The organism is Pedobacter sp. PLR, from assembly GCF_026239675.1.
GTDB lineage: Bacteria > Bacteroidota > Bacteroidia > Sphingobacteriales > Sphingobacteriaceae > Pedobacter.
The window spans coordinates 210,240-233,868 of the sequence record NZ_JAPIVQ010000009.1 but is presented as its reverse complement, the minus strand read 5'-3'; the positions used below and the strand labels follow the sequence as shown (position 1 = coordinate 233,868).

At 43.0% G+C, this 23,629-nt stretch carries 14 protein-coding genes; 6 read left to right on the top strand and 8 right to left on the bottom strand.

Features of this window, described 5'->3' with window-relative positions; genetic code table 11:
- The first annotated feature begins 160 nt into the window (after nucleotides 1-160).
- From OQX61_RS21355 to OQX61_RS21330, 6 genes are all read left to right on the top strand, one after another.
- Nucleotides 161-751, top strand: a complete 591-nt coding sequence (locus OQX61_RS21355) for an RNA polymerase sigma-70 factor (protein WP_265843847.1) — start codon at nucleotides 161-163, stop codon at nucleotides 749-751.
- 66 nt (nucleotides 752-817) lie between these two features.
- On the top strand, nucleotides 818-1,987 hold the full coding sequence (locus OQX61_RS21350) for a FecR family protein (protein WP_265843846.1): 1,170 nt from the start codon (nucleotides 818-820) through the stop codon (nucleotides 1,985-1,987).
- Between the two features lie 172 nt (nucleotides 1,988-2,159).
- Nucleotides 2,160-5,522: a TonB-dependent receptor gene (locus tag OQX61_RS21345; RefSeq protein WP_265843845.1), complete on the top strand. Its 3,363-nt coding sequence runs from the start codon at nucleotides 2,160-2,162 to the stop codon at nucleotides 5,520-5,522.
- A 4-nt stretch (nucleotides 5,523-5,526) separates the two neighbouring features.
- Nucleotides 5,527-7,164 carry a RagB/SusD family nutrient uptake outer membrane protein gene (locus tag OQX61_RS21340; RefSeq protein ID WP_265843844.1) on the top strand — a complete coding sequence of 546 codons (1,638 nt, stop codon included), beginning with the start codon at nucleotides 5,527-5,529 and terminating at the stop codon, nucleotides 7,162-7,164.
- 22 nt (nucleotides 7,165-7,186) lie between these two features.
- Entirely contained in the window at nucleotides 7,187-9,898 is a 2,712-nt protein-coding gene (locus tag OQX61_RS21335) for a GH116 family glycosyl-hydrolase (protein ID WP_265843843.1), read from the top strand.
- 9 nt (nucleotides 9,899-9,907) lie between these two features.
- Nucleotides 9,908-10,507 carry an RbsD/FucU domain-containing protein gene (locus OQX61_RS21330; RefSeq protein WP_265843842.1) on the top strand — a complete coding sequence of 200 codons (600 nt, stop codon included), beginning with the start codon at nucleotides 9,908-9,910 and terminating at the stop codon, nucleotides 10,505-10,507.
- Nucleotides 10,508-10,570: 63 nt separating this feature from the next.
- On the opposite strand, the gene OQX61_RS21325 is transcribed toward OQX61_RS21330, so the two are convergent.
- The 8 genes from OQX61_RS21325 to OQX61_RS21290 form a co-directional block, all read right to left on the bottom strand.
- Entirely contained in the window at nucleotides 10,571-15,118 is a 4,548-nt protein-coding gene (locus OQX61_RS21325; RefSeq protein WP_265843841.1) for an efflux RND transporter permease subunit, read from the bottom strand.
- 26 nt (nucleotides 15,119-15,144) lie between these two features.
- Nucleotides 15,145-16,272, bottom strand: a complete 1,128-nt coding sequence (locus tag OQX61_RS21320) for an efflux RND transporter periplasmic adaptor subunit (RefSeq protein ID WP_265843840.1) — start codon at nucleotides 16,270-16,272, stop codon at nucleotides 15,145-15,147.
- A 245-nt stretch (nucleotides 16,273-16,517) separates the two neighbouring features.
- The gene (locus tag OQX61_RS21315; protein ID WP_265843839.1) at nucleotides 16,518-16,880 is read right to left on the bottom strand and encodes a hypothetical protein; all 363 of its coding nucleotides are present in this window, start codon (nucleotides 16,878-16,880) and stop codon (nucleotides 16,518-16,520) included.
- 112 nt (nucleotides 16,881-16,992) lie between these two features.
- A complete protein-coding gene (locus tag OQX61_RS21310) occupies nucleotides 16,993-17,955 on the bottom strand; it encodes a M23 family metallopeptidase (RefSeq protein ID WP_265843838.1) in 963 nt (320 codons plus the stop codon).
- A gap of 137 nt (nucleotides 17,956-18,092) precedes the next feature.
- Nucleotides 18,093-20,030: a DsbA family protein gene (locus OQX61_RS21305; RefSeq protein WP_265843837.1), complete on the bottom strand. Its 1,938-nt coding sequence runs from the start codon at nucleotides 20,028-20,030 to the stop codon at nucleotides 18,093-18,095.
- Nucleotides 20,027-21,196 (bottom strand): pyridoxal phosphate-dependent aminotransferase, encoded by a 1,170-nt coding sequence (locus OQX61_RS21300; RefSeq protein WP_265843836.1) that lies wholly within the window; start codon nucleotides 21,194-21,196, stop codon nucleotides 20,027-20,029. The genes OQX61_RS21305 and OQX61_RS21300 overlap by 4 nt, the downstream gene beginning before the upstream one ends.
- A gap of 33 nt (nucleotides 21,197-21,229) precedes the next feature.
- Nucleotides 21,230-21,631 carry a response regulator gene (locus tag OQX61_RS21295; protein WP_265843835.1) on the bottom strand — a complete coding sequence of 134 codons (402 nt, stop codon included), beginning with the start codon at nucleotides 21,629-21,631 and terminating at the stop codon, nucleotides 21,230-21,232.
- Nucleotides 21,628-23,604 carry a PAS domain S-box protein gene (locus OQX61_RS21290; RefSeq protein WP_265843834.1) on the bottom strand — a complete coding sequence of 659 codons (1,977 nt, stop codon included), beginning with the start codon at nucleotides 23,602-23,604 and terminating at the stop codon, nucleotides 21,628-21,630. The genes OQX61_RS21295 and OQX61_RS21290 overlap by 4 nt, the downstream gene beginning before the upstream one ends.
- Nucleotides 23,605-23,629: the final 25 nt, after the last annotated feature.

The following is a 23,629-nucleotide window of genomic DNA, read 5'->3' as shown; positions in this document are numbered from 1 at the left end:
CTGGTCCAATCAGACCCTTGTTTTTCTTAAGACAAGGGTTTTTATTGGAAAACGTTCGTTTTACAATTTCGTCATAATATTAAGCGTATTTGGCATTTGCCAGGTTCTGTCCCTTAAAGTATATACCTTTAATAGGCACAGGCTAATAGGGGAGATATTCATGAATCAAAATGGGGAGTTTTCTGATTTTCAATTAATTCAGCTGGTAAAGGCTGGGAATCATGCTGCATTTTCAGAAATTTACAACCGCTATTGGGGTATTCTATACGGCCATTGCCTTAAGATGCTAAAAGACGAGGCCGAAGCTCAGGATGTAGTACAAGAGCTCTTTATCAGCCTTTGGGGGAAATCTTCCGACTTGCCACTGACCAATAACCTGCAGGGATATTTGTATGTTACGGCAAGGCATAAGGTTTTGAATACCATCCGTAAACGTAAAACCAGAGACCTTTTCATTGATGGAATGGCGGAATATGCCGACACTCACAACGATTCTATTATCGATCAGATCAATGAGAAAGAATTGGCTGCCGCAATAGAAACCGAAATCCAGAATCTCCCGCAAAAAATGAGAGCTGTTTTTGAGTATAGCCGGAAGGAATACCTTTCGCATCGCGAAATTGGAGAACAATTGGGGATCTCCGATAAAACAGTCAAGAAACAAGTTGCCAATGCCATCCGGATCATACGCTTAAAACTAGCCGTTCCTACCATTCTCCTCGGTATGACCACCTGGTACTTTCTTAAATAATTTTTCTATTCTTCTACTCCCTCGTCCTTTGGCAGGTGTCTTTAGTATGATAAGACTAAAACGCCCATGGATAAGCAAACGGTAGAACAACTCATAGATAGGTATTTAGAAGGAAAATGTACACTGGAAGAAAAAGCCTTGATAGAGCGGTTTTATATGGAAGAAGCCTTAAACAGGCAACTTCCAAAAGGTAACCAGGACCCGGTACTTGCCAAAGAGGCGATGTGGAAAGTGGTGTCTAATCATGCTCAGCAAAATCCTGGTCCTACGCAAAACAAAAGCTGGAAGTTTTATACGAAAATAATCTCTGCCGCCGCTGCAATCCTTCTGGTTGTAGGACTTTCCCTATTTTTTTATCCCCAAATGAATATTCCTAAAACTTCAGAGATACCTGGCCAACCGCAAATTTCGACGATTAATCCGGGTGGGAATAAAGCGGTATTGACGCTGGGTAACGGAGAGCAGATTGTACTTAACGAGGCCAGCAATGGAGTACTCGCAAGTCAGTCGGGTGTAATTGTAAAAAAAGTAAAGAATGGTCAATTGATTTACAACATTGATCAAAACCCTGTTTTAAGTGATGGATTGGCTTTCCATACGATAACTACTCCTAAAGGAGGACAATACCAGGTAACCTTGCCTGATGGTACCGCTATCTGGTTAAATGCAGCGACTACGATTCGTTTCCCCGCTCGCTTTACCGGTAATGAAAGACTGGTTAGCCTAACTGGTGAGGCTTATTTTGAAGTAGCAAAGAATAAAAGAATGCCTTTCAAAGTGAGTACCGACCAGCAGGTTATTGAGGTACTCGGTACTCATTTTAACATCAACAGTTATACGGATGAACGTAACATCAAAACAACGTTATTGGAAGGGTCAGTCAAAGTGATTGCTAAAGTTAAAAGTCCGGCGGCAACATCCAGGATGGTGGTGTTAAAGCCCGGAGAACAGGCTGTTGTTGGTGCTGATCTTAAAGTTAGAAAGGCAGACCTGGAAGAGGTGATGGCCTGGAAAGATAACAAGTTCGCTTTCAATAGCCTCCCGTTGGAGGATATAATGCGTCAGTTATCGAGGTGGTATGATGTAGAAATAGTCTACAAAGGCGATATATCAGCAAAAACCTTTACGGGAAGCATTTCCCGCTATGCAAATGTTTCACAGGTCTTGAGTATGCTGGAATTAACAACCCGTGTTCATTTTAAAATTGAAGAAAGGAGGATAATAGTTATGCCTTAAACCCTCATAATTATCATCAGCAGAATCGTAAATACCGGAAGTGCTAGTAACACTCCCGGCAAAGTATAGGTTCCCATATTGATCATTGCGAAAAACAAAACCAAATAATTGCGAATCGTTTTTGAATTCCGAAAGGATAAACGACTCGCGAAAACCTAAACCAACCAAATGTATGAAATTTTATACTTTAATGAAGTATGAGCTTGCTATGCTCATGCCTCAGAAATTCCCACCAGGAATTATCCGGTTGCTAGCCAACCAGGAACTAGCTAAGAAAATAATTATGCGTGCCAAATTAACCCTGGTTTTATTAATCACCTTGTTTCTTCAACTGAGTCTTGGGGCTAGTGCACAGCGTATTAGCTTGTCTGCCAAAAATAAAGACCTCAAAGAGCTATTTAAACAGATTGGAAAGCAGAGTGGCTATCAGTTTTTATACGCAGATGATATGCTTTCTGGTACTAAACGTATAAACATTGTGGCTAAAAATGCTTTACTGGAAGAAGTCCTTAAACAGTGTTTCGCCGGACAGCCAATCACTTATTCCATTGTTGACAAAACCGTAATCATTAAACCAGTAATTTTTATAAAAACCACCTACTTCGTAGTCGCAGGCGTGTTGAAAGGAAAAGTAACCGAAGGTAAAACCGGATTATCTTTGCCTGGCGTAACCATTAAGCTCATTGGAGAAGGCATCACGCAGAACAAGATAGCAGACGGAGAGGGAAATTACATTTTTGTGAATTTAAAACCAGGTAATTATCAAATGACCTGGAATTATATCGGTTATACCCCGGTATCAAAAGACATCACTATTGCAGATGGGCAAAACCCCGACCTGAATGTGGCGCTTCAGGAAGAAGCATCACAGTTGGGGGAGCTGGTAGTTGTGGGCTTCGGTACACAGAAGAAAGCGGATCTTACCGGTGCTGTAGGGGTCGTAAACGTAGATAAGGCGCTTACTTCAAGGCCGGTTACCAATGTTCAGGAATTACTTGCAGGAACCGTTCCCGGACTAAATATCTCCAAAGGATCAGGTGCAGCAGGCTCTGGTGCCAGCATCAATATCCGCGGAACTTCTACCATTGGCGGGAGCTCAGGCGTACTGGTCTTGATAGATGGTTTTCCAGGTAATATTTACACCTTAAACCCTAATGATATAGAGAGCGTTTCTGTACTTAAAGATGCTGCATCAGCATCCATATATGGTTCAAGAGCTGCAAATGGTGTGCTGCTGGTGACCACAAAAAAAGGAAATAAAACCGGTAAACCTATGGTAGAGCTGAATAGCAGCATAGGGATACAGCAACCACAATTCATGCTGGATTTTGTGGGTGCCGCAGATTACATGAAATTATGGGATCAGGTATTGATAAATGATGGCAAGGAGCCGATATATGGCGCGAAAGGCCTGGAGGATCTTGCTGCCGGGAAATATGCCGATAACAAATGGTATATGGACATTTATAAAAGGAACACCCTGATTAACAATAATAGTCTGGCAATTTCCGGTGGATCTGAAAATGTGACTTACAGGGTGTCCGGTTCTTATGATTATCAGGATGGAACGCTGCCAAATAACAACTACAATAAATACACCTTTCGGCCGGATATAAATATCAAAATTTCAGACCAGCTGAAACTCTCCACCAATCTGCAATATACCCAAACCTATATCATGCAACCGCAGGGAGGAACCGATAGATGGCAATCTGAATCTGCACGTGCGGCACCAATTAGTCCTATCTATACCTCAAACGGGCAATATGGTGTTGGCTCTTCTATGGTTGGGAATACCATTGCCGGGGTCAATGAAGGAGGGTACAATTATGCGAAATATAAAGAGCTCTTCGGCGTGGCAGATCTGGTTTATTCGCCTTTAGAAAATTTAAATATTAAAGGTTCCTATGCCAGAACTTCCAGTGATCAACGGACTACCGATAGGGTGCTCGCCTATAACCTGTACGATGAGAGTGGAGCAATAGCAACCAGAAAAAACCTGGTAACCGCATTGACAGAGAGCTACGGGAGCAACTACAGGAATGTTTTTCAGGCAACTGCTGATTATGACTACCAATTGAATAAACATGGATTCAAAGCATTGGCAGGGTATTCCCAGGAATATTATTACAACAATAGTTTTAGCGCTTACCGCGATCAACTTCCTTTTGGAAATATTGATGTCTTGAATACCGGGGCATCCACTAATATGCAGAATTCAGGTACGGCTTCAGATGTGGCCATCAGGTCTTATTTCGGCAGATTGAATTACGATTATGATGGGAAATACCTGTTTCAGGCAAACATTCGTGGTGATGGCTCTTCACGCTTTGCGGAAGGGAATAAATGGGGGTATTTTCCTTCATTCTCCGCTGGGTGGAACATTCACAGAGAATCATTTTTTGATGTATCCTGGGTCAACAGCCTAAAGGTTCGTGGATCATGGGGGATTTTGGGCGACGCGGAAAAAGTTGGGTACTACCCAACAGCTGAGGTGCTGACCTATAACTCTACGATTTATGGATTTAATGGTGTTGCGGTGCCAGGCGCCTATAACGGCGTTTCTGTAAATAAGAACATAACCTGGGAGCAATCTAAACAAACGAATCTTGGCCTTGACGTGATGTTGCTTGGTCAGAGATTAGGGATTAGTGTAGATTATTTCATAAACAAAAGGGACAATATATTGAATAATCCGCCTGTAAGTGCAGAATTCGGCCTGCCAGCGCCATTTAGTAATTTGTTGAAAATGGATAGTAAAGGCTGGGAATTCCTGCTCAATTATAAGGATAGGTCTGGCGAATTCAATTGGGGCGTTGATTTTAACACCTCTTTTTCGAAGAACAAAGTCATCGATCTTGCAGGTAAAGGGCCTCAGATTGGAAATACTTATACCGATGAAGGTTTGCAATATCAATTGCCATATGGTTTAAAAGCTTTAGGCTTGTTTCAAAGTGCGGAGGAAATTAAAAACAGTCCGAATCAGGGGCCCAATGTGTTTCCTGGAAACATCAAATACCAGGATACCAATAATGACAAGGTGATTGATGGTAATGACAGGGTAATCTTAAATGATAAAGTGGTGGTTAGGTTTGGTGCCAACTTCAACTTTGGATGGAAAAACTTTGATGTTTCAGCAAATGTAATCGGTGCGTTGAATGGGATGAGGTACATGAGCGGTTATGAGGGATGGGCCTTCTATCTTTCACAAAATGCCCGTCCGCTGGCTTTAGACAACTGGACTCCGGATAACCCGAATGCCACTTATCCAAGGTTATCTATTCAGAATAATGCGAATGATACCAAATATTCGAGCTTCTGGTTGAGAAAGGCCGATTATATCAAAATCCAGAATGTACAGATTGGTTATCAACTGCCAAAAGCAGCATTAACTAAGTTAAAGCTTAACTCATTAAGACTGTTTGCTTCTGTCCAAAATCTGGCGACCATTACTAACTATACCGGCTTTGATCCGGAAGGTGGGTATTACCCACTTTCAAGAACCTGGTCATTTGGTTTCAACCTTAAATTCTAAAAAGATGAAAAGAAAAAATATATACCTGTTAATTGTGGTTGTTTTTATGGCCGGCAGTTGTAAAAAAGGTTTTCTAGATACTTCACCACTCGCAGAATCTTCTGATGCTACCTTTTGGAAAACAGCTGATGATGCACAAAAAGGATTAAATGCCGTATATGCTACTTTACCAAATAGTCGTGATTTCTGGCGCGATTGTCAGAGCGATAATACGGTGATGACCAACGCATGGGGTGAGGGTGGATTGGGTTTTGTCAGTATGGGTACTTATTCTGCAACAGATGGTTATATTGGGGAAGAATGGAGATATGATCAGATTCGTATCGCTTTGTATTTTATCGATAAGTTAAGTACCATGACCATTGACGCAAGTATTAAAAAGAGATTTGATGCCGAGGCGAGGTTTATTCTGGCCATGCGGTACTTCCGGATGTCACAACTGTTCGGAGATCTTCCTTTGATTAAAGAAAAACCAATTGGTCTGGAGGAGTCAAATTTATCGCGCAGTCCTAAGCAGGAAGTGCTGAATTATGCTTTGCAAAATGTGGAGGCCGCCATCGCAGGTTTACCCGTTAAATACACTTCTGCCGCAGATAATGGCCGTATTACCAGGGCGGCAGCTTTGATGCTAAGGGCTAATATTTATCTGTATATGGCCAGTATGAAAAAGTTTCACCAGGGTCAGCAAGATGCTACATTATGGGCAGAAGCAGCAAAATCCGCAGAGGAAGTCACCACCATGGGCTATGATCTGGAGGAAGATTATTCCATGTTGTTCAAAAAAGAATCAAATAATGCCAACAAAGAGGTGATTTTAGCTTACCAATATGTTCAGGATAAATTAACCCAGTTCCTGCCGGTATTGGCTTCTCCTTCAGGAACCGGAGTGACCGGAGAAGGATGGGCCAGTTTCTGTCCAACCAGAGACCTGATTGATTCTTATGAGTGTACAGATGGGAAATCAATCAAAACATCTGCAATTTATGACATCGCAAAGCCTTTCGAAAATAGAGATGCAAGGTTAAAAATGACGTTTATGCTCCCTGGTATCCCTGTGTTGAGACCGAATGGTACATCTACGCCTTATCAACCGCATCCTTCAGCTGCTATGCCAGAACGGATCAATGCCGAAGGTGGTGGGATAACGGGCTATATGTACCTGAAATTTAATGATCAGACTAATCCTAAACCCGGAGAAAATTGGGCCAACTGGCCGATTTATCGTTATTCAGAAACCTTACTACTGCTCGCAGAAGCGTTAAATGAAACTGATCCGGGCAATTCCAGGATTACCTGGGCCATGAATAAAATCAGGTCAAGAGCCGGACTTCCGGGGGTAGATCCCTTGTTAGGAGATCAGGTTAAAATGCGCGAAGCGATCCGGGAAGAACGTCGCCATGAATTTGTAGCGGAACATAAAAGATATTTTGACCTGTTGAGGTGGAAAACCGCAGAATTTGTGCTCTCGAAACCTGCTTATGGAATCAATAGTAATATTGCAGATCCGATAGGTGATTGGACAAAACCAATGTTTAAAGCTCAGGACAGGGTATTTAATGCAAGTAAGAATTATATATGGCCTGTTCCTCAGGCGATCATAGATAGAAACAGGAATTTGTTGCCTCAAAATCCAGGTTGGTAATTCGTTAAAAAGAAAATTGATTATGACATCAAACAGAAGAGATTTTATAAAGAATGCAGGACTACTCACAGCCGGTCTTGCAACTGTTCAGTTCCCCGTATGGGCGAAAAGTGTTTTTGCAATGGATTATCCGGTTCATAACATCCCGGTAGACAAAAACTTAGACCCCAAATGGGTAAGCTCCCTTTACAACAGAGGTAAAGAAACTGCTTATTACAAAAGTAAAAATGAACTTAAATACATTGGAATGCCTGTAGGTGGTCTTCATGCCGGAACAGTGTATGTTGGGGGAGATGGCAGACTATGGCTCTGGCAGATTTACAATGAAACCTTTGAAGGTGCACAGGAAGGTATAGATCCTAAAACGGTGAACTGGAACGATGGCACGGAGCTGAGAAAGATTCGTGTGAGAGATGGTGCTGCCTATGTTGAACCTGCTATAGCCAATAATAAACGGGTTCTAGAACAGGGATTTGCCGTAAAAGTTGTCACCAATGGCAAAACGTATATCAAAGAACTGACAGAAGACCATTGGGATGAGGTTATTTTTAAACCAGCTTATCCTATGGCTACTATACAGTATATCAGTAAGGATTTTCCTGTTGAAGTACAGTTAAAGGTCTATTCTCCATTTATCCCCCTTGATGCGCTGAATTCGGCCTTGCCCGGGACTATGCTCCGTGCAGAAGTAAAAAACACCACCGCCAGCCCAATCCAGGTTTCCGTTTTAGGCTGGATGGAAAACGGGGCCAACAAACTAACCGGAAAGGCAAAAACCGGACAAAGGAAAAATGAGGTATCCGCCAGCAAAAACGCGATTAGCATCTCTTCTTCTTTTGAAGCCCTTACTGACGAACTGAAAAATGCGCAGGATGCCGGAACAATGTGTTTTACCCTGCATCAGCCTAACGGGAAAGCCTATCCCGCCATTAGCCCATGGCCCGTGACGGATAAACAGTTCAATGCTGCAGGGAGCAGTTCAGCAGTTGCAGAGGCACCGGAAAAACTAGTCGGTGGTATTGAAGTTACCGCAACTGTTGCTCCGGGGAAATCAGTTAAAGCAGATTATTCTGTCGCCTGGCATTTCAATAACGCCAATGTAAAACTTAAGAATATCGTTAAGGACGCGCAAAAGGGTTTTCATTATGCCACCAGATTTAAAGATGCCGCTGCGGTAAGTGCTTATCTGCAGGATAATTTTGACAAGCTGACAAAAACTACAGAATTGTGGACGAGTACCTGGAATGACTCAACACTACCACACTGGTTTCTGGAGCGTACTTTCATTAATATTGATACCCTGGCCACCGCCAATACCTATCGCTTTGCCGATGGTAGATTCTGGGGCTGGGAGGGAGTTGGCGCTTGTGCCGGTACCTGCACCCATGTTTGGCAATATGCACAATCTGTAGCCCGAATATTCCCTGAATTGGAGCGCGATTTAAGGCATCGTGTAGATTTGGGAATCGGGTTTAAGGAGGATACCGGAGCCATTATTTTCCGCGCAGAAAATGAAAGCAGACCGGCAATTGACGGACAGGCAGGTACGGTACTCCGGTTTTACCGCGAACATCAGATGAGCGCCGATAATAGTTTCCTGCAAACGAACTGGCCGGGAATTAAAAAGGCCACACAATTCATGCTGGATCAGGATAAGAATGGGGATGGCATGACCGATACCCCAATGGAAAACACATTGGATGCGGTCTGGGAAGGGGAAATTGCCTGGATTGTGGGACTTTGTATTGCCGGTGCAAGGGCTGGTCAGGCAATGGCCGAGGAAATGAACGATACCGCTTTTGCAAAAACTTGTGAAACCTATGTAACGAATGGTCGTAAGAATATGGAAAAAGAGCTGTTTAACGGCGAATACTTTATCCACCGACCGGACAAGGTGGAGGGACGCAAAAAACTGGGCTCTTACAATACCTGTCACATTGATCAGGTCTACGGTCAGAGCTGGGCGTTTCAGGTCGGCCTGCCAAGGGTGTTGAGTAAAGATAAAGCGGTTGCGGCACTAAAAGCTTTATGGAAATATAACTACGCTTCGGATGTTGGGCCATATATCAAAACCCATGTTGGGGGTAGGCCATACGCATTGTCGGGTGAAGGAGGTATGGTGATGAATACGAATCCATACAATGAACCTAAGCCCTTTGGAGAGAATGTAGGCTGGCAACTGGGCTATTTCCATGAGTGTATGAGTGGTTTTGAACATCAGGTAGCCGCACATTTGATGGGAGAAGGGATGGTAGCAGAAAGCCTGATCCTTACCCGATCTATCCACGACAGATATCACGCCGCTAAAAGAAATCCTTTCAATGAGATCGAATGTAGTGATCACTATGCCAGAGCCATGGCGAGTTACGGTACATTTATAAATGCCGGCGGGTTTGAGTATCACGGTCCTAAAGGGTATATTAGATTCTCTCCTGCATGGAACGCGGCCGATTTTAAAACTCCTTTTACCGCTGCAAAAGGCTGGGGAACTTATGCACAGAAAAAGACAGGAGCGAAACAGCTGCATACGATCAGTTTAAAGTATGGTGAATTGCAGTTAAAGGACCTGGCTTTCACCAAAATAGGCGAAGGACGCATAAAGTCGGTTTCTGTCATGCTGGGCGCTCAGAATATTCCTGTAAATTTCAAACAGAACGGAGCCGAACTGACCATCAGCAGCGACAAGAAAATGAATGTTAAAATGAATGAAAGCTTAAAAATCACTTTTTCCTAAATCAATTATATGAGAGCATCAGTGAATACCTTAAGAAAACTTGTTGGGATGGTCGTTTTAGCCAGCTCAGTAGCCTTTTCAGGTTGTGAGGCACCTGTCAGCAATGCCAACGATGTTGCGGTAGAAAAAGCTCAGGACTGGAAAAAACAATTGCATTCCAAACTTCCACTGTTAGGACATCGGAACTGGATTCTGGTTGTTGACAAGGCTTTTCCGGAACAGAATGCCCCGGGAATGGAATACATCTATGCGAATGAAGATCTATTGCCGGTATTGAAGGAGGTGCTCACACAAGTGAACTCTTCTGCCCATGTTAAACCGATTATTTATCAGGATCAGGAATTGAACTTCATCACTGAAGATCAGGCAAAAGGGGTCAGGAACTTCGTGTCCGATGCACGTGGGATATTGGGAACTCAAAAGGTAGAAACGATGCTTCATGATGAGGTATTCAGGAAACTCGACGCTGAATCTAAGTTGTTTAAGGTGCTGGTGATTAAAACAAATGAAGTCATTCCCTATACTTCGGTGTTTTTACAACTGGATTGTGGGTATTGGAATGGGGATAAGGAGAAGCAACTGCGGGATGCCATGAAGAGCGCTAAATAAGGGGGTAGTTGAATAGAAAAACAGGTTCGTATCATTGATACGAACCTGTTTTGTTAACAATTCTTATTTCCAGCCGCCACCTAAGGCTTTGTAAATAGAAATCTGGTTCAGCACCTGCTGTTTCTTCGCCTGAACCTCATTAAGTTCCGCATCCAAAACATTCCTTTGCGTGGTAATGATATCCAGATAGGTTACCCTTCCAGCTAAAAACAAGGCGTTTGCTGCTTTAACGGAAGCATTCAGCGCTTTCACTTCCTCAGAGATGTAACCTCTTTTCGCCTTAATGAAGGCTTGAGATTTTACCGCGTCCTGAACCTCATTGTAAGCCTTCAGAACGATCTTCTCATAATTTTGAAATGCTATCCCGTAACTTGCTTTATAACTCTCGTATTCTGCGCGTATGCGGTGCTGGTTGAAAATAGGAGCAGTTAAGCCACCTATCAATCCATAAGCCAATGCCGTTTGCGGTTGTAGCAATTTACTCAGGTCAAAAGATTGCAAGCCAATATGCGGCGCTAACACAATTGCAGGTAAGAATGCTGCACTTGCGGCCTTCGTTTCTTTCTGCGAAGCGATCAATTCCAGTCCGGCTTGTCTAATGTCCGGCCTCAAAGCAATCATCTGTAAAGGTGTGCCTTCTGCTAAAGTACTGGTAGAAGTGAATTCTTCTAATCCATTCTCCTTTAATGTAATAGTAGATTCAAATCTACCAGTAAGGAAGTTCAGGTGGTGCTGCATCAGACTAACCTGTTGTAATACTTCCTGCTCTTTAGCTTTGGAATTGGCAAGCACCGCTTTGAATTGCTGTACGCCTAATTCGGTAGCCACACCCGCTTCTTTTTGCACCTGAATCAACTTTAATCCATTCTGTTGAAGCTGGATGTTTCTGCTTAAAATCTTAAGCTCCTCATCCAGGGTCAGCAATTCGAAATAGGCTGCGGATACATTACTGATCAACTCTGTCTGCACCAGTTTCTGTCCCTCATAGGAAGCCATGAACTTGTTCAATGCGGCCTGCTTTTTGTTTTTCAGCTTTCCCCATAAATCCAGTTCCCATGAAGTCCTGATCCCCACAAAATAGTCGGGAAGCGGGTTGGGAACCTGCTCACCTGGTTTCAGATTGGGAGAGAAATTGGTGTCGTAATTACCAATTCCATCAGCGGTATAGAAACCGTATCTCCTTAGTCCTCCTTCAATTGCAAGGTCTATATTAGGTAAAGCTGCACCTTTTCGCATTCTTAAGTTTGCCTTCGCGATCTCAATATGATGCAAAGTTTGCTTCATATCTGTATTGTTGGCAAGGGCAGTTTCAATTAGTGCAATCAACTGCTCATCCTTAAAGAATTCCTTCCAGGTAGTATTGGCTACAGTGTTCGTATCCGTACTTTTCTGGAAGCTTTCCGGCAGACTACGGTGCTCATAAACAGGAATATCTTTCTTCATGGAGCAGCTGCTGATCAACATCACCGAGGTAATCGCTACAATAACCTTAGCGCTAGCAGTTACTTTCTTCTTCATCAATGATGAGAAGAGCACATAGAGACCTGGAATCACGATTACGCCGACCACCGTACCAATGATCATCCCGCCTACAGCGGCTGTTCCGATAGAGCGATTTCCAAGGGCACCGGCACCAGTAGCCAGCATTAAAGGAACCAATCCTGCTGCAAAAGCAAAAGAGGTCATCAAGATCGGACGCAAACGGGCAACAGAACCCTCAATTGCAGCATCTAAGAAACTCATACCTTGTTCTTGTTTAATAATAGCGTACTCTACGATCAGAATCGCGTTTTTCCCGAGTAAACCGATGAGCATAACCAATGCGACCTGCGCATAAATATTGTTTTCCAGTCCAAACATCCATAAGAACAGGAAGGCCCCGAAAATACCTGCCGGTAAAGACAACAATACTGGCAATGGTAAAAGGAAGCTTTCATACTGGGCAGCAAGGATCAGGTATACAAACAGTAAACATAATGCAAAGATGTATAAAGCCTGATTTCCGGAAAGAATCTGCTCACGCGTCATACCAGACCATTCAATTTCATAACCTGCCGGAAGCTTTTTCGCTACGGCTTCTACTGCATCAATCGCCTGTCCGCTACTGAAACCTGCGGTGGCATCCCCATTCAGCATCGCCGAAGAGAACATATTGTAACGGGTGATCTGCTCCGGACCATAAACGCGCTCCATATTGATGAATGTAGAGAATGGCATCATTTCTCCCTGATCATTCTTGATGAAAAGGTTCAATACATCTTCCGGTTTTTCGCGGTAATTAGGGCCTGCCTGCACCATCACCTTGTACATTTGTCCGTATCGGATGAAGTTGGTGGCATAATAACTACCCATTAAAGTCTGCAAAGTGTTCATCGCATTCTCCACGCTAATGCCTTTTTTCGCTGCCAGATCATGATCTACTTTGATCAGATATTGCGGGAAGCTCACGTCGAAAGTGGTAAACACATTACCAATTTCAGGAGTGGCCTTTAGATCCTCAATAAACTTCTTCATCACTTCGGAAGTCCGGTTCAGGTCGTCAGCACCGGTTTTATCTAAAAGGCGCAATTCAAAACCTGAAGAGTTACCGAAACCAGGCACGGTAGGCGGAGGGAAGAACTCAATATCCGCATCCATGATGTGTGAAGTAGCCTTTTTAAGCTTTTCGATCATGTCGGTTACCGATTCTTCTCTGTCTTTCCAGGCCACGAGATTGATCATGCCCATCCCGTAAGACGCACCGGAAACCTCGTTTACTAAACTGTAACCGGCAAGGGTAGAAACCGTTTCTACCGCCTGCATCTTTCTGCTGATGGCATCAATTTCATTCAATACGCTTTCGGTTCTGTCAACTGTAGCTCCGGGAGGCGTGGTTACGTTCACGTAAATCATCCCCTGATCTTCAGTCGGGATAAAACCGGAAGGCAAAATACTGCTCATGCCCCAGGTGGCGATAAAGAAAGCGATCAACAGTCCGAATGTCAGAATTCTTCTTCCTGCAATTCTGGTCAGTAATCCTTTATAACCGCCCGCCATTCTGTTGTAAACCCTGTTAAAGCCAGCAAAAAATCTGGACATCCAGCCTTTGGCCTCAGGTTTATCATGCGGAGAACGAAGAATGATGGCACATAGCGCCGGTGTTAAGGTCAAGGCATTGATTCCGGAAATGATAATCGCCGAAGCCAGTGTTAAGGAGAACTGGCGATAGAAAATACCTACGGGACCAGAAAGGAAAGCTACCGGAATAAACACGGCCGACATCACCAGGGTGATTGCCACAACCGGCTTACCAACTTCTTTCATCGCAGCGATGGTTGCTTCCATGGGTTGAAGGTGTTCTTCCTCCATTTTAGAGTAGACTGCCTCCACCACTACAATGGCATTATCGACCACAATACCTATCGCAAGCACGAGTGCAAACAAGGTCAGTAAGTTGATGGAGAAGCCCAGCATCTGCATAAAAAACAAGGCGCCAATTAAACAAACCGGTACGGCAAGCGCCGGAATTAAGGTAGAACGGAAGTCCTGTAAGAAGATAAATACCACAATAAATACGAGAATAAAGGCTTCAAGTAAAGTGATCAATACGCTTGAAATTGAGGCATCAAGGAATCTGGATACATCATAGCCCATGGTGTATTTCATTCCCGGAGGGAAAGAGTTCCCCTGTAAGGCGGCCATGCGGTCTTTTACGTTTTTAATAACTTCCTGTGCGTTAGAGCCGGGCAGCTGTTTCAGCATGATAGAGGCTGAAGGCCTGCCATCAGTTTTAGACACCATCTCATAATCTAAGGAACCAAATTCTACATCTGCAACGTCTTTGATCCGGATAATAGAACCATCTGCATTGGCGCGGATTGGAATGTTTTTATACTCCTCAGCGTCCGAAAACTTGCCCGGATAGCGCAATACATATTGCTGCATATTGATCGATTTGTCAGAACCGATACCCGTTTGTCCGGGTGCAGCTTCCACATTTTGCCTTCTTAGAGCGGCAATGACATCATCGGAAGAGATGTTGTAGGCAGCCAGGCGGTCTGGTTTTAGCCATACACGCATCGCATAATCCCTTAAGCCCATGATCTGCGCAAAACCAACACCTTCAATACGTTTCAATTCTTTTAGGATATTGATATCGGTAAAGTTGTAGATAAAACGCTCATCTGCTGTTTTATCGTCACTATAAATGTTCAGATACATCAGCATACTGTTCACTTCTTTTTCGGTTGTAACCCCGGCTTTGATTACTTCTTCAGGTAATTCGTCGAGCACAGTGGTTACCCTGTTCTGCACGTTAACCGCTGCAATGTCAGGATCTGTGCCTACTTTAAAGAAAACCTGGATCAGGGTAGTTCCGTTATTGGTGGATACGGAACTCATGTAAGTCATGCCTGCAACACCATTAATGGTCCTTTCCAGAGGAATAGCCACGGCATTTGTACTCACTTCGGCATTTGCACCGGTATAATTTGCCGTTACCACGACGGATGGCGGAACGATGTCCGGGAATTGGGTAACCGGCAAGGTAAATAGCGCCAGTAAACCCAGGAGGGTGATAAAAAGGGAAATAACCAGTGATAATACCGGTCGTTTTATAAATTGTTCAAACATGATAGTTTTTGATTTATGCGCAGGATTTAGTTTTTGGCGATAGGGTTAGTTTTGGCCTCCATAGGCTTAACGGTTAGGCCGTCGCGTAGACTTTGCGTGCCTTCAAAAACGATCTTATCAGATTTCTTTAATCCGGAGTTGACCATGTAATAGTGTCCGATACGTTGTCCGGCATGGAAAGGAGTCATTTTGATGGTGTTATTTTCATTTAACACATACACATAAGTTCTGTCCTGGATTTCAAATACAGATTTCTGGTGCACCGCTAAAATCTCTCCTGTTTCCACAGGAACGCTGATTTTACCGGAAGCACCATGTTTTAGCAGTCCTTCTGCATTAGGGAAATTCGCTTTTAATGATAAAGAACCTGTCTGACTCGCGAATTCACTTTCGGCAAATCTGGCTGTCCCTTCAAATGGATAGACGGTTCCATTGGCCAGCGTAAGTTTAACCTGTTTTTTGAAGTTGTTTTTAGAATAAGCGGAGTCGCTGGCAATGTTCAGGTATTCCTTTTCCGAGATTGAAAAATACACGTTTACCGCGCTTAAATCAGATACGGTGGTTAGGAGGGAACCTTCCGCCAATAAACTACCTGCTTTCAGTGGCATCCTGTCGATACGTCCGGTAAAAGGCGATTTGATCAGGGTGTGTGAAAGTCTTGATTTCGCATAGCGTAACACAGATCTGGCTTCGGCAACACGGGATTCAGCGGCTTTCAGCTTTGCTGCGCCTAAATCAAGTTCCGTTTTGGAAACGATATTGCTTTGTACCAATACCCTGGTTCTTTCCTGTTCCAGATCTACGGTTTTCGCATCTGCGATGGCATTGTTTAATACGGCCTCAGCCTTGCTCAGGTCGGCTTTGTACTCTTCGTCGTTGATTTTAAAGAGGACTTGTCCGGCTTTAACCGCTGAACCTTCTTCTACATAGATTTTCTCTAAGAATCCTGACAATCTGGATCTTACTTCTACGTTTTTCACCGCCTGTATATCGGCAATGTATTCTTTGAAAATGATGGTGTCTAATACGCTGACTGTAGCGATAGGCACTGTTTTGGCCTGGTCTGTAGTGTTCTCCTTACTTTGAGAAGAGGTACAGCCGACTATTGTAACGGCAGCTAAAATTGGGAAATAAGCTAAATACTTAACTTTCATAATCATAATGAATTTTAGGGACGCGTCAATGCGTCCCGTGATATGGAATGTTTAAAAAGGGAAATGCGCGAAAATGAGTGTTTGTAAGGCCGTTAAGGGCTTAAAACAATTGCCGGAAAGGGCAATAAAGCATTGCTAAACTGCTGGAATCAGACAAAAGCATGGAAAGGCCCGGACATTGCGTCGGACAGCCACCTATACATCTGGTTTTCAGCCTCAGAAATACTAAAAGATAAAATGAATGCCTAGAATGGCTTCAACCTAAAAAGGTGGGTGTAATAACTTGGTAAGCAAGTGCTTTTCGTTTTGTAAAACGGGTGGATGGTAGTGATTACTTTTCCAATCTGCTTAAAGATAAAGACAGAAAAAAGAATCAGAATAGCCGGTAGGATGTAAATCGCCGTTTGGAAAAGTCGGTAGTTTTCATTGGGAATCTCAATGCCGTCTTCATAATTGTGCATTGGAATATCCAGCAGGTCATCGAGTACAATTTCAAGCAAAGAATCGCCGGCAAACGAATATTGCTTAACAGAAGCGTCTCCTGCTTCATAAGCAATAATGTTCAGGTACGCGAACAGCGATAAAAAATGAAACAACTTGATAAACATACGGTGCCAAATATAGAATATTAGCCAGTTGCTTTCTTTGAAGAAAATTGTCTTTACATTTTTATGATAAACCCTCATTCCAGGCTTCCGGCGCAAGAATGAGGGCTAGCGTTTATAACCTGATCTTTTCCCCTTTAACAGGGGAGTAGTCCGTTTTAGGGGTTCCATTTACAGTTAACTTCTCAAAATAACATTTGATACCCGTTGCCTGATTAAAATCTTCGGTATCCTGAAGGTGAAAGTGTAAATGGGCTTCTGATGAGTTTCCGGAGTTTCCACAAAGCCCCAGAAGCTGACCGGTTTTAATTTTCTCACCAGCTTTAACTTTCACGGATCCTTGTTTGAAATGAGCAAATAGGATATACTCGTTAGCCGGGGTTTTTAAAAGCACAGAGTTGCCGAGGGTATGCATGGTATTCATCTTCCCCGGTACATTATCCTTCACACCATCAACAGCGAAAACCACTTCTGCATCGCATGGCGATGTTAAAGACTGGCCGAAGGCATAATAATCTTCATTGCTTTTCCCGTCTGTTTTATAGCTTTTGCCACTAGCATCCTGAATTACGATATCAAAGGCGTTCTTTTGCATTTTTGACACCACATGATAGTTTTGTGCTTCCGTATCACCACCCCAGAATACTGCCCATTCCCCCTTAAAAGGCAATTGCATTTTAGTAAGGTTTCTTTTTGAAGGACCCTCTTCAACATCAGGCCTGGCAAATACACCTGTGATTTGTTGATTTTGATCTACAGCCAGGCCAAGTTGTAGCGATTGGTTCTTAAAACTGGTTTTATAAATCCCAAAGCCCGATTGGTACTTCTTAAAGCTAGTTTGTTCGATTTTACCGTAATTGGTATAAAGTTGATTCAGGAATCCCCTTGTTTTTTCTAAAGGTAATGCCGTTTTGGTGGCAGTACTAAACATATTAAAAATACTGTCTGGCTGTTTTTCATTATAGTAATGATGGAATTTGTTCATTACATATTTACTTGCCGGACTTTCGGCTTGAGAAAAGACGGTTCCTATGGCTAAGGTGTTGATGAGCAGGCTGAGGAGCATTAATTTTTTCATAATCTAAGATGGCTACTATTACCGGGTTTTCCAAACAAAACAAAGGGAGCCAACCATCAGGCACAAAAAAGCGGCTCTCCTAAAAGGGGAGCCGCTGAATGTTTATAGCGCTAAACGGAATCTCAATGAACTGTTTTTTACACCAGCTCGAAGTAATTGCTTTTCCAGAGGATACCGTTTTTACTTTCCATTTTTTTCAGGAAACCCTGATCATACAGCTCCTCCAGTTTCACAGCTGCTGCTTCCATAGAAATATCACTCAAATAAGCGAATTCCTTATCGGCCATGGTCGGGAAATGACCAAACAGGTTTTTAGGATCGGTATCTATCTCCGCCTTTTTCGCATGCGGCAGACGCTGCAAAATGATGTCTACAAAATGGTCATAGGTCTGGTGGCCTTTAATTGTCACATGGTCATTTGAGGGGTCTGAAAAGATCAAGGTAGGAAAACTAGTCACCCCATGCGTTTTGCCGGTATTCAGGTCTTCTTTAAACAATTCTTTTGCCCGACCTTCATAATCCCTTAAAAGTCTGGCAGAATCCAGGCCTACTTCTAACGCTGCTTTTTCCAGAAACTCCCATTTGATGATATTTTTCTTTTCTACAAAAACCATCTCATTGATCCGTCTTAAGAAAAGGGGAGCAAGGTCATTGTCCTGCATCTGTGCGGCTTTAAATGCAATGGAAGGCGGATAAGAAGAATTCATAGGGTCTTCAATCCATAAATCACCATCGATAGGCATTTCATGAATGGCACAAACCTCATCCCAATGCTTTGCCACTTCAGTCGGACCGTTCACTTTTCCTTTAGGATATTCTCCCCAGGAAGGAAGCATTCCGCCCATACAGTATTTAATATTCAGGTAACTGCCATATTCCAGCTTAAGTTTCCTCAATAAAGGTTGTATAGTCCAGCAGGTAGAACAAATCGGGTCGGTAAAGTACAACACCTCAATTTGCAGATTAGCACTTACCTCATCCAGTTGTTCCTTATTCGCGATCAATGGAACCGGAATATCATCATCATTCTGATCCGTAGGATTCAGGAAGACATGTTTTAATTCTCTGCCCAACTGGATATGCTTTTCTATTTGCGGCGCTCTTGTCGCATAGTATTGCTCAAAAGCATCCTCATGATTTTCATGTTGCAACAATTCGTCTACCAGTGTTCTGGCATCCACAATGGCATTGGTTGTACCGGCACTGGTAAATGGCAGGGAAAGATGTGCTGCATCACCGATTAAAACCACGTTTTGGTGGTGAAAAGTGGGTAGCAGGTCAAAATCACGCGTATTCCAGATGTAACTGCTGGTAAAATCATTGGTTGACAACAGCTCAGAAACCTCTGCCGGGAAATCTTTTAGCAGTTCCGTACAAAATGTCTTAATTCCCTCCGGACTATCATCCTCAACTTTGTTGGCATTCGCATCAAACTGTACAAACCATACAAATTCGTTTTTATCCGTTGGAATCATGCCAAAAGCTAAGCCTTTGGTGTTGTCCTGGAACTTTGTGAAGTTTTCGCCATGTGTTTTTCCAAGCTTTTCATTGTAAGAAACACCTACAACTTCTTTCACCGCTACCGGGGTAAAAGTAACGTCGCCAATGATCTGCTGTCTTACTTTGGAATTTCCGCCATCCGCGCCCACAAAAATGTCGCCATATTCCAGGTCCCCATTCTTAAAGGCAGCAGCAACAACTTTGTCATTTTCGTAAATGAAATGTGAGAATTCACGGCCTTCAATAAGGAGGTCCTTTGGGATGGAGCGCTTTAGAAAGCGGATCAGGTCGCCACGCTTGATACATTTCCAGGAATCAAGGTGTAAATGCTTGATTTCCTTTCCTGAAGGTCTTTTTAAGATGAAATCATCAACTGTTTTACCCGGAACTGCGGTATTGTCGTCCGGACTAAGTTCTTTCAGTTTACTGAGTCCATCGCTGTGCATTAAAAAAGCGTGACCTCTTTCCGGCATGTTTACCAGCCTTTCATTGATTACAGATTCTATATTTTGTTTTCGCAAAAATATACCAAGGGTGAGTCCGGCGATGCCTCCTCCAATTATGACAACTTTCATAGTGATTTTATGGTGTTCCTGATACGGGAGAGCGCATCTGTGAGTATTCCTTCTGAGGTCGCAAAGCTGAGGCGGATATAGCCTTCAGCACCTTCCCCAAACCATTGTTTTAAACCTGGTACCACGGCAACTTTTGCCTCATTAAAGAGTAAATCCCGAACGTCTGAACTGGATTTATGAGTTCCGGTGATGTCAACAAAAGCCACGTAACAGCCTTCCGGTGCAATGCAGTGGAAGCCATCTACGCTGTTGAGTTCTTTGACAACTAATTCCCGCATCTGGTGCAGGTGTGTTTTGAACGCGTCAAGATAATAGGCGGATTCGTCTAATGCCGCTGTTGCTGCAAGTTGCGACAATACATTGGCGCCATTGATAGTAGAACCGTGTAGCGAGGCTTCAAATAACCGGCTGTAGTGCGCTGAATTAGAAGCCATCACTGTGCCGATTCTTAAACCTGCCAGTCCATAAGATTTGCTGAATCCCGTAATCGTGATGGTTCTGTCGCGAATCTCTTCATTCAGGGAGGCGATACTGGTGAAAACATGAGGCGCATAAATGATATCGCTCCAGATCTCATCCGATAAGATGATCAGGTCATGTCTACAGGCGATTTCTCCAAAACGAAGTAGCTCTTCTTTACTGAAAACTTTTCCTGTTGGATTTAAAGGATTGCAGATGCAGATCATTTTAGTGTTCTTGCTGATCAGCTTTTCCAGTCTGTCAAAATCCACAGCTGCATCACCCGGAGGGATAGAAAAAGGAATGGCAGTAGCACCTACAGCTTCTATGGAGTACCTGAAAAGAAAGTCTACCGGATCAAAGATAATCGCTTCATCCTGTGGTGTTAAAAACGCTTTACAGGTTAACCAGATGCCAAACGCGGCACTGTCTACCGGAAAAAGAAGGGCAGGGTCTGCCGGAATATTTCGTTTTTCCTGAAAGAAACCAGCCATGCTTTTTTTGAACTGTGGCAAGCCTTCCGGCGGACCATAGCACAGGTAGCGGTCTTTTGTAAAACGGATAATTGCTTCTGAGATTTCCGGGGCACAGGGGAAATCCGGATCGGCTGCTGTTAAAGGAATGACACCGTCTGGAACGGTTGCCCACCTTAAATTGTAAGCCCTTTTTTTTAGAACATCAAGGTTAACTGTTGGAGAGGAGAACATGTTATGGTGATTAATTGAATGCGTAGGAAGGAATTAAGATAGATCTCCCATAATCTGGATAAATCTTTCTTTGTTCAATGGCTTAATGATAAAATCAGATACCACACTGAAATTTCTGGATCTTTCAATGTCATGAGGAGAAATGGAAGAAGAAACGATATACAAAATGATCCGTTTTCTTATCCCTGGTTCAACAACCGTATATTCTTCTAAAAACTCCCAGCCATCCATAACAGGCATGCTGAGGTCCAGGAATATCACGTCAGGTAATACTTCTTCGTTGTTTTGGTTGGCTATCAGGAAATTAAGTGCTTGCAGACCATCATTAAATTCATCGATGTGTGTCGATATATTTGCCTGCTTAATCATTCTTTTTGTCAGGAAAACAAAAGTGCTATCGTCATCTATGAGCGCTATTTTTTTTAACGAATTCATGCTTTTTGATTTGTAAATTCAATAAAAAAGGTAGAGCCAACATCAATCTTACTTTCTACCCATATTTTGCCTTTCATGGCTTCTACCTGGGTTTTGGTCATGTACAGGCCAAATCCTTTTGAATTTGGGTGGTGGTGAAATACCTTTCCAATCTTGAAACAGTTGTCTTTATGTTTGTCCATGTCAATACCAAGTCCGTTGTCCGTAAAAGACAACAATATTTTTCCATCCATCTTTTTACTGACCAGCTTAATGACAAGTTTCCTTTTTGGACTCTGGTATTTCAGGCAGTTACTGAACAGGTTATGGAAAATGCTGTACAAGTATTTAGCCGGAAAATAAACCGATGGAGCATCCTCAAAATCGGTTTCTATAATCGCTTCGGATTTATTAATCTCAGATTGTAGCCCTTCAAAAGTTCTGCGGATACAGTCTGTTAAGAGAATGTTTTCCGATTTGATTTCCAGGTCTTGTTTAATTTGTATGGATTCTACCAGCTCATTAAACGTAGTGTGGAGGTTTTCAATAACTGGTTTCAGTTTAGAAATCAGGGTTTTCTGTTCTTCAGGATTGTTGGTGTCTTCAATAAACTCTACGAGCATCGACATATTCACCAATGGAGCCCTTAGGTTATGAGATACGATATTACAAAAATCAATGAGCTGTGTGTTTTGTGAAGACAATTGTTGGACCAGTGCCGCCTGTTTTTCTTCCATCACTTTCCGGTCTGTAATGTCAATACCGAAGCCGATTACCATAGAAAGTTCCCCATTTTCATCGTGTACAGGATACATGCGGCGTAAATGGGTAATGGTATTGCCCTCAGGTCCCTTCAGACTATCTTCCCAACGGATTTGCGTGCCGCTCTCTTTTGCTTCCAGAAATTGTGCCCTTCGTAAATCTGCGGTAACCGTATCCCTGTTGCGGTAGGCCGCATACTCATAATCGTCTTTACCAATAATAAAGTCACGGTATTCTTTAACACTGATTGCCCCTGGATTTACAAACAGGTATTTATGATTGGCATCAAAAACGGCAATATCTGTAGGCAGTTTGTTTAATATGTTTTCATAAAACTTTTGTTGTTTATCCAGCTCCTGAGAAATTTGATTCCGATTGGTGATGTCACTCACAAAACAGATGAAAAAATGCTTTCCCTGGATTGTTGCCGGAGAAATGCTCAGTGCGATATCAAAAGTGGTCTGGTCTTTTCGAATGGCAGAAATTTCCACGGTGGTATTCGGGTGGTTTTCTGCGGAATTATACTTAAAGTTCTCCAATAGCTGAAGGTAGTGTCCCTGATACTCCGGTGGAAGGGCTACTTCATGGAAATAATGCCCGGTAACCTCTGCCTTTTGCCAGCCAAAGATGTTTTCAGCCTTTGGATTCCATTGGGAGATGATCCCGTTATCGTCCACCACAATCACTGCATCTATGGCATTGTGAAAAATAGTGTCGATTTCCTGGGCAGGAGTAACTATGTTATTGGCCAGCTCTTTAAGCTCCAGGTTGTCCAGTTCAACCCTGATAATTTCAAAAGCTTGCTGAGCCAGTAATATCAGCCCATTGAGCTGTTTGCTGTTAAGCTCCCGCGGACTTTTATCCATGATACACAGATAAGCCACAGCATAGTTTTCGGGATTCAGGATCGGGATACCGGCATAAAAACGGATGCCTGATTTTAACAACTGATGATTAGAAAAACGGTCATCAAGAGTAACATCAGGTATGACTAAAGGCAAGTTGTCAGGAAAGGGAAGTGTCCGGGAGTCTTTAAGGTCAGCAATGGTAGTGCTGGTCTTTATTAAATTGCCGTTTTCGTCTTCAATTGCGATGAAAGCTATCGGGACCTCACATAGGAGTTCAGCCAATGATATTATGACACTAAAGTTCATTTTGTTTTCCTCATCAAACAAGTGCTGTAGATGAGTGAAGCGCAATTTTTCAATCCCCGGGTAGGAGCCTAATCTCATATTTTGTTTTAAAATTAGAATGGCA